The organism is Polynucleobacter sp. TSB-Sco08W16, from assembly GCF_018687455.1.
GTDB lineage: Bacteria > Pseudomonadota > Gammaproteobacteria > Burkholderiales > Burkholderiaceae > Polynucleobacter.
In genome coordinates, this window is sequence record NZ_CP061291.1 from 763772 (window position 1) to 779974 (window position 16203).

Genomic DNA, 16203 nt, shown 5'->3' on the forward strand with positions numbered 1-16203 from the left:
ATGAATCGTATTCATAAGCTCATCTGGAGTAAGTCTCGAAAATGCATCGTTGCAGTTTCGGAGATTGCGGTCGGCCATACAAAAGATGGTGGTAAATCCTCCAAGGTAGGACACCAGCCATCATTTAATTTGATTGCGGTGTTTCCAGATCAACCCAGAGCACCCCCCTTTGATTTCAAGCAGCCAGATTATGCAAAAGTAGTTCAGGTGGTTGGTTTAGGTGTCGGGCTTTATGGTGCAATGTATCCAGCATTTGGTGCTGTTGGATATACCAATTCATCGACAATCGCCTCATATACCAATAGCGCCACGATTACAGCAGCAACCGGCATCTACAACACCAGCACAGGTCTCATTACTGGACTGCTATCCAATACCGGCACGGTGCTCTCGAGTAAATACGGAATCCGAAATGCTGGAACAATTTATACCCTAGGCAACTCAAATAGCATTAGCGCAACTGCTGCAGGGGCGGATGCAATCTTCAATACTGGTTTGATTAACACGATTACGAATACTGGCACGATCACTTCAGTTGGTGCCACAGCAATACTTAATAGTAGCATCGGATCAATTGGTACTCTGAGTAACGCTGGCATGATCTCCGTTTCCAGTGCGAATGGTATTAGTAACGCTGGCGTAATAGACTACCTTTTAAACTCGAATAGCATTATTGGCCCTAGTTATGGCGCTTATGCGATTTACAACTCTGGTTCGATTGGTACATTTAGTAATACGGGATCCATTAGCGGCACAAATGCCCCTGTCATTGACAATATTGGAACAATTAACTATTTTTTAAACTCAAGCTCGATCAATGCTAGTGGATCGAGTTCAGCGGCGATATTTAATAGTGGGTTAATTAATACGCTAACTAACACGGGATCTATGATTGGTCGGGTTGGTATACGAAATTTAGGAACCATTAATAATGTATTGAATTCGGGCTATCTGCAGGGTGGAAACTCCAGCACTTACATTGGCGGTATCAATAACTCTGGATTAATTATTGGATTGACTAACAGCGGATCCATTGCTGTTACAAATAGCTCAAACACCGGAATCTATAACTCTGGAAGAATTTCTGTTTTAACAAATAACTCAATCATTGGCACTATTGCAAATAGTGGAAATTACTATTTTGGTAGCAAAGGGGTGGCGAATACTGGAAGTATTTCTACCTTGAATAATGCTGGTACTGTAATAGCGCAATATTCACCAATCTATTCAACGGGTTTTATCGATACATTGACTAATGCTGGTGTATTGCTAAATGGAAATTACTACGGAAGCACCAGTGATATCTTCAATAGCGGTACCATCAATTCAATTGTCAATACCGGTAGAGTTTATGGTCAAGCTTTTTACACCACTAAGGGCGGAGTGCACGTTGCACTCCAAAATACTGGTTCAATTGGATACATCCTAAATTCAATCGGCGGTACCATGTCTGCCCAGTCCTATGGTGTTTCAAATAGTGGCACTATTAACAATCTGGCCAACATGGGAATTCTGACGGCTGGCAATACTGGCCGCGCTGGAAAAATCGGCGGTGTTGCAATAACAAACTCTGGGTATATCAATACTATCAACAATAGTGGCTTAATGGCCCAGGGGAGTTTTACAAACATTTCCGGTGGAAGCGGTAATGCTAGTATCAAAAGCTTTCTCAACACTGGTATTGCCAATAGCGGAACTATTGCTAACTTAATAAACTCCGGAATTATTTCTGCATACGCTCTTACATATTCAGGTGTTCAGAATGGGATTGTTAACTACTGGAGTGGATTTGCTGGTCAGAGCACGCAGACTCTGAATAATGCGACCGTTTCAACCACCATTCATTCGATTACCAACTCTGGAATTATTTCCTCGATTTATAACGCTCCTACAGGTACCATTGGTCTAAGTAACACAGTTACTGCCTCTCAATCAAACGTAATTAATAACTTCGTTGGAACTATTGGGACTCTTACCAATGCTGGTATCTTGTCTAGTGCTAATGGGTACGGAATTCAGAACTACAACAATCAGTTATGGGTTGGAACTATCAATACAGTATATGGTACTGTTTACGATGTTGGTCACGTTGGCAATGCTGGTAATTTAAAAAGTATCACTACCGTTGTTTCATACAATACCATTGCCGATACCGTTGCAGTAATTTCTGATTTAATCAATACCGGAACTATCTATGGTTCTGTGTATGCGATTAATAATGGTACCGGCGGTACGATAGGGACCTTTGCAAATAGTGGCGTTATCTCCGGCGGGGGTATTTATAACTCCGGGCTGATTTCAGGTATGTCCAACCTAGGTACTGTCGCTAGCATTACCGCTTTGATAAATGCGGGAACTATTGCTGGTACCAATACAGGCGTCATTAATACCGGAACCATTAATACCATTACCAATACCGGCGTGATATCCGGTGGTAATTACGGCATTAACAATAGTGGCGTCATTAAGACCCTCACCAATGCCCAATCTAATTTGACCTACTCCGGAAAGTTACCGCTCAACTACAACATCATTCTGAACAGTACGGGCAGCTTCGGTAAATTGGCTTTAAGCAATGTATCTGGCGCCTTAACTTTTGGTATTTCATCTAGCTCGTATAGCGGCTATGGCTCGACTGGATACACCTATGCTGCAGTGCTCAGTGGCTTTTCAAACATCAGTTACCTGAACAATGTCACTGGAACTATTTCAGGCGGAATCTATAGTTGGCAGCTGAGCCCAGAAACCAATAACCTGACCGTTTGGGATTTGATTGTTTCTTTGCCATCTTCAACGATCGTCGGCAATACCATTAACTTTACCAACTCTAGCTACTCTGGGGGAATTCTGAACCAGGGCACGGTAAGTGGAACACTAGCCAATACCAGTACCGTTGTGAGTGCAACTACAGGTATTCGCAATACCGGATCTATTACTTATCTGACGAATACTGGTAGTGTGTATGGAAACTCCTACGGTATCAATAACGTTAAAGATACCGTTACTAGCAATGGCGCCATCAATGGTATTAATAACTCTGGAACGATCGCCGCTACATCTCTGTATGCGATTCTGAATACTGGCTCGATTGGTTCAATCAACAACTCGGGCACCATCACCAGTTCAGCTTCCACCGGAATTCTGAACGCCAGCAAGATAGATACTGTCATTAATACCGGTAGGATTACTGCTTCTACTTACGGTCTCAATAACTATTCCGGTACGATTAAAACCATCGCTAATAATGCAGGAGTGATTAATGGGCTGTATAACGGCAACTTAATTACGTCTATTGGCAATGCAAGTTCAGCAACCATTACCAACTTGACCAATGGTACGGTAGGTACGGTATCTACCATAGTAGGCCTGAATAACATTGGCTTAATTAACACCATTACCAATCCTGGTTTTATTTCAAACATTACCAATAGTGGCAAGTTGCTAACGATTAGTAACAGTAATATTCTCAACACTTTAAGTAGTAGCGGCAGTATCAGTACCTTAAATAATGCTGGCGCTATTAGTAGCATTGCCAACACGGGAACTATTTCCGGTGCAGCAACCGGAATTTACAATGCCGGAACGATCAGCAATCTGCTCAGCAGCTCTGGCAAGATAGCAGGCTCTATCTACGGTATTGAGAACGTGGGCTCGATAACAGTATTGACACAGGGTGGGGCAGTGAGTGGCGCCTCTGCTGGAATCTATAACAATTCAGGCACGATCGATACACTCACTAACACCAATACTATCTATGCCACCGCAGGAACGGGGATTTTAAATAGTAGCCTCATCAGTACTTTAAGCAATACTGGGTCAATCACAGGCTCTAACTATGGCATCGAAAATACCAGTTCAATCACAACGATTAGCAATACTGGCGCAATTAATGGAACTCTCGGTGGTATCTACAACAATGCTGGCACCATCGATACGCTCACCAATACCAAAACAATTTATTCATCCGGGGGCAGTGGGGTCATCAACTCAGGATTAATAAGTACCTTTACCAACTCTGGCACCATTACTGGCGCCAATTACGGAATTAATAACACCAGCATTGGTTCCATTAGCACCTTAAGCAACTCAGGAACGATTGCAAGCGCAAGTAATAGCGGTACGATTGATAGTTTTATCAATACCAGTATTGTTGGCACGATTGTCAACACATCCACTGGATTGATCTCAGGATTATTTAATAGCAGCACAATCGGCAATATTGCTACAGTCTCTAATACCGGTAGCATCACAACGATCAGTAATGCAGGCTCTATCGGCAACCTCATTAATAGTGGAACGATCTTTGGTAATGCTAGTGCTATTAGCAATGCTGGCACGATTAGCACTTTAAGTAATGCTGGATACATTTCAGGTGTCACGGGGACCCCGGCGATTAGTAATACCAAGTCTATTGTGAGCTTGAGTAATAGTGGCGTGATCTCCAGCGTGACTACTGTCATTAAAAATACCAGCACCATTGGAGCGCTATCTAATACGGGAACTATCAACGCCAGTTCTAACACCGCTATTAAGAATAGCGGTCTGATGAATACGGTTACGAATAATGGAATTATTTACGGACCAACCGCTGGTATTAGCAATACCGGTTCAATCGCAACGCTGACGCAGGGTGGCACTTTAAATGGTGCAAATGCAGGTCTCTATAACAATGGGGGCACAATTGGCGCACTCAATAACACCAATACCATTTACGCTACTGCTGGAAGTGCGATTAAGAACACGGGTGTAATCAATACCTTCACGAACTCGGGTTCGATATCCAGCAGTGGATATGCGGTTGACAACTTTGGCGTGATTAATACCTTAAGCAACTCAGGCACTATTTTGGGTGGCAGCTACGGTTTATATAACGTCAGTGGAGCATCGATTGGTAGCTTAAGTAATACTGGCTCGATCCTCAGAGTGACCAATAACAGTTCGATTGCATCCCTCGCAAATAGTAAAACTATTAGTACGATCAATAACAGTATTTCTGGTGTTATTACGAGCTTAGATAACACCGGAACTATTGCTACGATTGCCAGAATTACGGATTCAGGGACTATTACTAGCATTAGTAATACCGCGAATATTGGATCCATCACCATTTTGAGTGGCGGCTACCTTGGAACAATTAATGATCTTTCTACAGGTACGATTGCCAACCTTAGCATCTCTGGCACTTTATCCAATGTGATCAACGCGGGATCTATCGCGATACTATCAAATAGCTCTATTGTTGGCTCAATCAATAACTCTGGCTCAATTTCATCTTTATTCGATGCCAGCTCAGCTGGAAAAATTACATCTGCTATCAACAGCGGCACTATTTCAACAATAGGTAATTTAGGTACTGTCACAAGTCTCAACAATACAGGTGTTATTAAAACGATTACCAATACCTTGACTGGTTTGATTAGCAGTCTTTCTAATAGCGCTACAACGGGCTCGATAGGCACTCTAAGCAATGCCGGCTCTATTACAGCTGATGCGAATTCTGGAACGATTACCAACCTCATCAATACTAAAACTATTAGCACATTGACCAATAATGCTGGTGGACTCATCGTCAATCTCAACAACAGTGGAACTAGCGCGTTAATCAATACGGTGAGTAATGCTGGCAGTATTGTCGCAACTAATAATAGCGGCACCATTAATACCATCACCAATGCAGGCACTATTGCTGGCTCTACTATCGGCATTAACAACTCTGGACTGATTAACAATCTCATTGATAGTAGCGGAAGCACTATTTCTGGAACTGCTAATGGCATCAAAAATACTGGCTCCATTACCACCTTAACGCAAGGTGGAACCATTAGCGGAGCAGCAGCAGGCATCTATAACAATGGCGGCACTATCGGATTGTTGAGTAATACCAATACGATTTTTGCCTCCGCAGGTTCTGGTATCAGTAATACTGGCCGCATTAATACTTTGTCTAACTCTGGCTCTATTAGTGGTAGTACCTACGGTATTGACAACACAGGCTCCATTACGACCTTAACCCAAGGCGGCACCGTCACTGGCGCCTCAGCTGGTATTTATAACAATGCGGGTACGATTGGCCTATTAAGTAACAGCAATACGATTTACGCTACGGCTGGAACAGGCCTCAGCAATTCCGGTCTGATCAATACTCTGACTAATTCAGGCTCTATTGGTGGTAGCGGCTATGGTATCTATAATGCAAGCGCCGGTTCAATCGCAACATTAACCAACAGCGCCAATCAAGTAATTGGTGGCAGTAATACAAATCTGTATAACGCTGGATCCATTGGAACAGTAAATAACTTAGGTTCAATTACTGGTGGATCAATAGCGATCAACAATGCCAGCAGCGGCATCATTAGCAATGTGATAAATGCAAGTGCGGGCTCAATTAGGTCTACCTCTGCAACTGCTATCAAGAATGCAGGCCTCATTTCCAATCTTAGTAACAGCGGCTCCATCGTTGGAAATACTTACGGTATCAATAACACTAGTACAGGCTCAATTTCTACCTTAAGCAATAGCGCCAATCAGGTGATCTCTGCTGGTCTAGAAATTATTCGTAACGCAGGCAAGATTGACGCTATCAACAATGCTGGTCAGATTGCTGCTGGCGGCAGTGCTGCCCTGAACAATATCAGCGGCGGCACTATTACTAATCTAGTAAATACGAATTCTGGAACGATTAGCTCGGCAATGACATCTGCCATCAAAAATGCAGGGCTGATCACCAATCTCACTAATAGTGGCTCTATAACAGGAGCTTTAGCTGGAATCTACAATTCAACATCAGGATCCATTGCGACAATCACCAATAGCAGTATAGGTATGATCAGCGGCGCACTAAATGATGTGTATAACGATGGCAAGATTGGGACTCTTAATAACTCAGGTGTGCTCAGTAGCACTTCCACGGCAATTATTAATAGTAGTGCTGCCACTATTAGCAATCTGATTAATGCCAGCTCCGGAACGATCAGTTCTTCAGTATCTTCAGCAATAAAGAACTCAGGGCTGATCACCAATCTCGCCAATAGCGGTTCTATCGTTGGTAACAGCTATGGAATTAATAACGCAAGTGCTGGCTCAATTGCAACCCTGACCAATAACAGTATTGGCGTTATCGCCGGTACGACAGCCGATATCTATAACGCAGGCAAGATCGGTACTGTCAACAACCTCGGAAAACTTACTGCTGGAACTGTTGCTATTAACAATATCAGCGGCGCCACGATCAGTAACCTCATCAATGCTTCAAGTGGAACCATTAGTTCAGCAGTGTCATCTGCGATTCAGAATGCCGGCCTGATCAGCAATTTGTCTAACGCGGGCTCTATCACTGGCTCACCTATAGCAATTAACAACACTGGCACGATTAGCACCTTATCCCAGGGGAATATAGTTACAGGTGCTTTGACTGGCCTTGTTAACAGCGGTCTGATCAACACTTTAAGTAATAGCGGCACAATCAGCGGGCTCTTCTTCGGCGCAGTTAATAGTGGCACGATCGGCTTGCTTTCTAACTCTAATCAGATTATTGCGACCGATGCGTTTGCTATTGGTAATACCGGAGTAATTAATACCTTAAGTAATAGTGGCTTGATTAATGGATTTGGGACGGGCCTTCGTAATACTGCAAATATTAATACGGTCACTAACAGTGGCACCATATCCGGTCAACAGGCTATTAATAACGCTGGCGGTACAATTTCGCTCCTCGATAATAGCAACACGATCTCTTCAAGTGTTGCAGTTGGTGTCCTGAACTCAGGTCTAATTAATACCTTAGCTAACTCCGGCTCAATTTATGGCTACACGATAGGCATCAACAATAGTAGTGGGGCTATTGGTCAGATTAATAACTCAGGAACCATTAGCTCAGGCACTACCGCCATCTATAACTCGTCTGGCAGTATTAGCTACATCAATAACACCGTTGGTGGCCTGATTACTGGCACCTACGGTGTGATCAATCGTGGCACCATCGATAATATTCTCAATGCTGCCACCATTGCTGGTTACTACAATGGTATCTATAGTGAACAAACCATCGGCACCATTAATAACGGTGGCGCCATCTCAGCAAGCAATGGCGTAGCAATTGAGAACAATACCGGCGCAACCATTGGTCTATTAAACAATAGCAACACAATTTTCTCTAATAGTTCTCCAGCAATTGCTAATGCTGGCACCATCACCAATTTAGTGAATAGCGGCTCTATCTCTGGCGTAACTTACGGCATTAATAACACCGGCTTGATTTCAGCCCTCAGCAATAGCGGCTCCATTACTGGTGCCTCCACAGGTATCTACAGCACTGGCTCGATTACTGCCTTGACCCAAGGCGGCAAGGTGAGCGGAGTAGCAGCTGGTATAAATAACTCTGGCGGCACGATTGATTTATTTAGTAATAGCGGTACGATCACTGCAAGTGTATCTGCGGGTGTTAATAATGCAGGACAGATAGGAACCCTGGTTAATACAGGCTCAATCTATGGCAACTTCTTTGGCATTGTTAACTCCGGTACGATCGGCTCACTTAACAATAGCAATAATATTTCCGGCAATAGTGCAGTAGGTCTATTTAATCAAAATTTAATTAATACGATTAGCAATTCAGGAACCATTACTGCTTTTGGTTCGGGCCTGAACAACAGCGGAACTATTGGTACCTTAATAAATAGCTCTGGTGGTTTCATTAAAAATGTTAATAACTCAGGCATCGCTAGTTTGCTTGGCATTTTGACAAACGCTGGCAGCATCAACACCTTGACAAACTTAGGCGTTATCAACTCAATCAACAACGCTGGAACTATTAGCGATCTAAACAATAGTTCCACTGGCGTCATCAATTCTGCAGCAACTATCGCGCTGGTGAACTCAGGATTGATCAATACCATTGCTAATGCGGGATCTATCTCGGGATCTTTCAACGGTATCTATAACGCTAGCGGTGGATCGATTGGTAATCTCATCAACACCAGCACTGGTACTATGACGGGTGCTGCCTATCAAATAAGTAACGCCGGCTCAATCGCTACCTTGGCGCAGGATGGCACCATTGGTGGCTCAAATATTGGAATTAACAATAGCGGCACGATAGGCTTACTTAGCAATACCAATACAATTTATTCAAGCTATGGCACTGCTATCAGTAATAGTGGCCTTATTAAAACCATTAGCAACTCAGGATCTATATCAGGGTTTTCTGCTGGTATTTATAACTACAGCAGCGGTTCGATCGCAACAATTGCTAATAATGCTAATCAAGTTATTTCTGCGAGTACAAGCAATATTGTTAATGCAGGAACTATCAATTTCCTGAGTAATGCAGGCACCATTAGTGGGGCCAGTGTTGGCGTCAATAATGCAAGTGGCACTATCAATAATTTACTCAACGCAAGTACTGGAACCATTACAGGTTCTGCCTATGGCATTGAGAATAGTGGTTCGATTACCACCCTCACTCAGGGCGGTACAGTGAGCGGGGCATCGGCCGGTGTTTATAACGTTGGTGGCGGTACGATTGATAGTCTGACTAACTCAAATTTAATTAAAGCTAATTCAACGGGAAGCAATAAAAATAGCGGCATCAGAAATGATGGTGTAATTTCTTCCCTCAGCAATGCAGGAACAATTTCTGCTAACGGTGCTGGTATCTTGAACTACAACAGCATTAATGTTTTAAATAATACGAGCACAATATACGCAACTTCTGGCAGCGGTATTTTTAATGCCAGTGTTATAGATACCCTAAGTAATTCAGGCTCAATTTCTGGTGGCAATCAAGGCATTGCAAACGGAAATACTGGATCTATTGGAACGTTAACGAATAATATCAATCAATATGTCAATGGAACAACTGCTGATATCTATAACGCGGGTTCTATTGACACAATCAATAACCAAGGCCAGCTGACGAGCGGTAGTATCGGTATTAAAAATAATATTAGCGGAACAATTAGTAACCTAATTAATGCCTCCACCGCCACTATTACCTCTTCAGCTTCTTCGGGTATTCAAAATTTTGGCCTCATCACAAACTTAAGCAATTCAGGGTCAATTACAGGTACCTTAGCTGGCTTGTCCAACTACGGCTCTATCGGCACAGTAAGCAACAACAGTTTAATTACTGGAAATATTGCAATTAATAATTCTGGCGGTGGCTCGATTGGCTATATTTATAACGGTGGCAGCATTGGATCTACTTATATTGGACTGGGTAATGGAACCTATTTAGCCAATGATGGCTCAAATATTGGTACTATTTTTAATGACACTACCGGTACATTTAGTGGAGAGGGCGGCATCGTCAACTTTGCCACTATTGATAACATTCGTAATAGCGGACTTATTACTAGCTCTACCTATGTCGGTTTAGAGAACTACTTTGGAAGCATCGCCTCCATTTTAAATAATTCGACTGGTGTAATTTCAGGCGGTAGCTACGGACTTCACAATCTTGGCGTTATAAATGCACTTTCCAACAGCGGGTCTATTATTGGCGGCTCTATTGGCTTGTTCAATGAAGCTACCCTTGGGTCTTTTGGGGGGACTATCGGATCGGTATACAACACCGGACTAATTAGCGGTGGCCTTGGAGGTTTAATTAATGGCAATACTTTCGGCAGCATTGGCTCTAATGCAACTATTATCTCGCTAGTAAATGATAGTATTTCAGGGTCGATAGGTACTATTACTGGAGCAATTGTTGGCGTGGCCAACACCGACTATATTGCTACAGTCAGTAATAGCGGCCTTATTTCTGGATCGATTACTGGTCTTGATAATTTAGGTGTAATGGGTTCGCTGTGGAATAACAACACAGGAACCATTGTCGCCAGCTCCTTTGGTGTCATTAATTACTTCGGCACAATTAGTGCACTCCAGAATAGCGGCTTAATTAACGGTGGTACTGTGGGTTTGTTTAATGCCGGCGGAATCATTGGCTCTTTACAGAACGACGGTACTATCAGTGGCGGATCGATTGGTATTGATAATAGTAGTGGAACTATCAATGCACTCACTAATGCTAATGTCATCTCTGGTGCTACCTATGGTATTAGTAATACCGGATCAATTGCCACGTTAAGCAACTCAGGCACCATTGGGGCGTTAGGATCTGCTGGTATTTATAACTACAACGGTACGATTGGTCTATTGAATAACACGAATACTATTTATGCTTCAGATGGTATTTATAACAATAGCGGTTTAATAAGCTCATTCGTCAATAGCGGATCAATTACTGGCTCTAATGTTGCTATCTTTAATAATGGCAGCATCATCTCATTTGTCAATGCCGGTAGTCTTGCTGGTAGTAACACTGCTTCTGCACTCTATAACAATAGTGGGGCGTTCATTGGAACGATTAATAATCTAGGTGGTCTCATTGGCTCATCGACTGGTGCTACTGGAGTATCAAACTACGGACAGATTAATACCCTCACCAATAGCGGCACGATTATGGGTAGCCAATGGCATGGTGTCTACAATACTGGTAACCTGACCAATCTCATTAATGATGGCACGATCTCAGGCAATAGTAGTGGCAAAGCTGGCGTCTGGAACAATGACAAATATAGCGGGGTGGTTTCGACGATCACGTCGTTCGTGAATAATGGACTCGTTACCGGTGGTTGGGGTCTACAAAACCTTGGCTTTATCGATACTATTGATAACCAGAGCTCAGGTAAAATCAACGGCTCTAATACTGGTATTTCAGGCTATGGGACTATTAATACTATCTCCAATACCGGCACGATTACTGGCGGCACTTACGGTATTAACAATAGCGGTGTAATCGGCACCTTAAGCAATAAACAGTCTAATCTGACCTATAACGGTACATTACCAAGCAACTACAACATCATCATTGGTAGTACAAGCAATTTTGGTAAGGTGACTTTTAGTACTTCAAGTGGTACGACCACTTTTGGTATTGATAGTTCTAGTGTGCTGGCCACTCACACCTATGTTGGTGTGATCACTGGTCTGAGTTCGGCGAATTTCACTAGCGGCACAACTCCTAGCGGCGTATTTAACTACGGTGGTTATGACTACGCTTGGTTATTGAAAGCAGAGGTCGGAAATTCAAGCATTTGGGATTTGGCTGCATACAACTCAACTACGACCTATCTAAATTCTGGATCGATAGACTCAGTTTCATTTCCGTTATCTGCATATACCAATGCGATCAATACAGGCACTATCTCTGGCAGTCTAACCAATAGCGGCTACCTATCAAGTGTAAGCAATAGCGGCGCGACAAGCACTATTGCTACTTTAAGCAATACGGGCAGTATTGGAACTGTAACCAATAGTGGTGGCATTTATAGCCTTAACAATAGTGGCTCGATTAACTCTATCGCTAATAGTAGTTCAGGCTCAATTACCAATTTAACAAGCACTAACTATATTGGCAGTGTCGGATCATCTAATGATGCGATCAATAATATGGGCACTATAGACACCATCATTGCCTCAGGTATGGTCTCGAGCGCCGGAAAGGGAATTAATAACTCAGGAACTATTTCTAGTATTTCCATCAATGGCGCACAGATTACAGGCGCTACTGCTATTGCCAACTCTAACTACATTGGCAGCCTGACAAATGATGGAAAAATTATCGCTACTAGTACCGGAATTCATAATGACGGCGTCTCTAGCTCTATTTCCGTTATTACAAACTTAGGTCGAATCACATCCAATTTTATTGGTATCAGTAATGCAAATAGTGCATACCTTGGGGCAATTGATAATGAAGGGATTATCGGAATTCAGGGTGGACCATCCGGTAGTTACGGAATTTATAACACTGGTTCTATCGCTACGATATTACAAAATGGTAGTGTGATGGCGAACTCAACCGCTATTCTTAATAGCGGAACAATTGATCTACTCATCAATACGAATACCATTTATGGTGACTATGGTGTTGCAAATACTTGGGTACTGGGCACTTTAACGAATAGTGGATCTATTTCTGGAAATATTACCGGTATTTTTAATAGCGGGGTTATTGGTACCCTAACTAATAGTGGATCTATTTCTGGAAATTACACTGGTATTTTTAATAATGGAGTGATTGGGACTCTAGCGAATAGCGGCTCTATTACTGGTGGTTCTTACGATATCAATAATGCTAGTTCAGGAACTATTGGGCTCCTATCTAATAGTGGAACTCTTACTAACGTAGTCAATAGTGGCCTCATTAATTTTGTCGGCAACACCGTGGGCGGGGCAATTGATACCTTTACTAATAGTGGCACCATCTCAGGATCCACATTTGGAATTTTCAACTCTGGAATTATTGGAACCTTAACTAACAATGGCTCCATTATCAATTCTTTAGTTGGTATTCGTAATGATGGCCTTATTGCTTATCTAAATCAGAACAGTGTAGTAAGTGGTTCAATAGTCGGTATTTATAACGGACTCCTCATGGGTTCTTTAGGTAACTCTGGATCCATTACAGGTGCTACTGCAATTGGTAATTCTGGGTGGATCGCGAACTTAACCAACAGCGGCTCAATTATTGGGTCGACGGCTGCTATTAGCAATACTATTTCTTTTGGCTCCGGAGTTGACATAGGTACCATAGATAACCTTGTAAATAACAATACAGTATTTGCAACAAATGGTATTGCAATACTAAATAATGGCCTGATCGGAACCCTTACTAATCTGGGATCAATTGGTGCTATTGGTACTCAATCTGGGCCTAGCTACTTTGGCGGAGTGGGTATTCAAAATAATGCTGATGGCACAATAGAATCTTTGGTGAATCAAGGCAATATTGCCGGCGCAGTTTCTGGCATAGTCAACCTCGGCACTATTATTTCGGCACTTAATACCGGCACTATTTCAGGCGGTATCAGCGATGCGTTTTATAACGGAGGTGTAATAACTTCGTTAGTCAATAGCGGGACCATTTCAGGAGTAACTGCTGGTTTCTACAACAGTGGGACTGTTAGTTCTCTTGTCAATAGTGGGGTTATCTCAGGTCGAACTGGTCTATACAACGGTTTGTGGTCTAGCGCTATTGGCACAATCGATAGCATCATTAATACCGGATCGATTGGTGGCTCTCAATATGGTGTCAATAACAATTCTGGTGTCATTGGGTTGCTTAACAATACCGGCACGATTACTGGCGGCACTTACGGTATTAACAATAGCGGTGTAATCGGCACCTTAAGCAATAAACAGTCTAATCTGACCTATAACGGTACATTACCAAGCAACTACAACATCATCATTGGTAGTACAAGCAATTTTGGTAAGGTGACTTTTAGTAATTATGGCTCTAGTAGCACTAATTTTGGTATTGATAACAGTAGCTCAATGAGCGCTCATACCTATTACGCGGTAATTTCTGGTTTGACCGCCAGTAATTTATCGGGTACCTCCGGTACTTTTAGCTTTTATACCTGGAATTTGGTAGCAGAATCAGACAATACTACTTGGGATTTGATTGCAATCAACCCAAATGCTACATATCTAAATTCTGGATCGATAGACTCAGTTTCATTTCCGTTATCCGCATATACCAATGCGATCAATACGGGCACTATCTCTGGCAGTCTAACCAATAGCGGCTACCTATCAAGTGTAAGCAATAGCGGCGCGACAAGCACTATTGCTACTTTAAGTAATACAGGCACTATCGGCGATGTCATTAATAGTGGTGGAATTGGCTATCTCGGAAATGATGGCGCTATTTCTTCGATTACTAATGCCTCAACTGGCTTAATTAGTGCTTTATCTAACAGTGCCACCACAAGTAGCATTGGGGTCCTTACTAATAGTGGAAGTATTACTAATTTAGGTAATAGCGGAACTATCACTGCCATCAGCAACTTCGGTACGATCGACATCGTAAATAATTCAGCATCCGGCACAATCAGCAGCTTATCCAACGGCACTTTGGGATCTGGTGCCTTCATTTCGAATGTATCGAATAGCGGCATTATCAGCAACTTCAGTAATTCTGGATCCATCACCTCCTTTGCAAATAATGGAGGCGGAACGCTTTCAGGCAGTACAGCATTTTTAAATACAGGCACAATCGATTCTCTTATAAATGCTGCAGGCAGCTCATCAAACGTAGGATCAATTATTGGCGACTCTACCGGCATCAACAATAGCGGCCTCATCGGCTCAATCACTCTTCAAGACTACGCTGTAGTAACAGGCGGCAGTGTTGGCCTCAATAATAGTGGCTCTATTGGCGTCATAGATAGTTACGGAACGATTTCTGGTCCCAACTACGGTATTGTCAATTCAGGCTATATCGGAAGCTTGACTAATGATAGAGATACTCCCGTAGGTGTTATTTATGGTGGTGTCAGTATCAGTAGTACTGGATCTATTTCTTCATTGATAAACTTTGGCACCATCGATAACGGTGGGGCACTCTCAACTAATAATGTTATTTTGAATCAAGGCACTATTGATTCGATTCTCAATGCAAGTTCAGGAATGCTTTTCAGTTACGGAAGCGGAATTCTCAATACAGGCACAATTACTGGCATTACTAATGCTGGATCCATCATAGGTGATGCATATGCAATCTCGAATACCAATACGATTGGAACTATTAGTAACTCATTGACTGGTGTGATGTCTGCGGTAGGTACGGCTATTCTGAATAGTGGATCTATTGGATCTATTTCAAATCAAGGAACAATCATTACCTCTCGTATCGGCATTAACAATACAGTGGGTGGATCTATTGGGCTTGTCAGCAATGCAACTGGTGCCTTGATTAATGCAATTAACGGCTTCACTGGAATTAAAAATAGCGGCTTCATTGGTACATTAAGTAATGCAGGATCAATTATTGGCGATTCTTATGAGATCAATAACACCAGCTCAGGAACAATTGGCTCTTTCTCAAATTCTGGTAGCTGGATTAATTTATTAAATAGTGGTGCCATCAATTTTGTATCAGTCTCTAGTACTGGATCAATCAGCAATTTAAACAACGCCTCAACTGGGACCATTGGTTCTGGAGTCTCTTCAGCCATTAGAAATGCCGGCCTCATCATAAATTTAAGTAATAATGGCTTAATTACCGGCAACCTCGCTATTCAGAATTTAGGCGCAATAGATTCTATTTATAACAGCGGCAGTATTGGATCTTCTTATGTTGCTTTGGGAAATGACTTTTTATTCTCGGGCAATGCCAATATTGGAACCATTTAC

At 42.4% G+C, this 16203-nt stretch carries 1 protein-coding gene (running past one end of the window); it reads left to right on the forward strand.

Annotation, left to right across the window (positions count from 1 at the left end):
• Nucleotides 1-16203, forward strand: partial view of an ESPR-type extended signal peptide-containing protein gene (locus FD961_RS03880; RefSeq protein ID WP_215394185.1) — the 5' portion only. Its footprint extends 15348 nt past the window's final position; the window shows 16203 of its 31551 coding nt (coding positions 1-16203); it begins with the start codon at nt 1-3; the stop codon falls past the right edge of the window.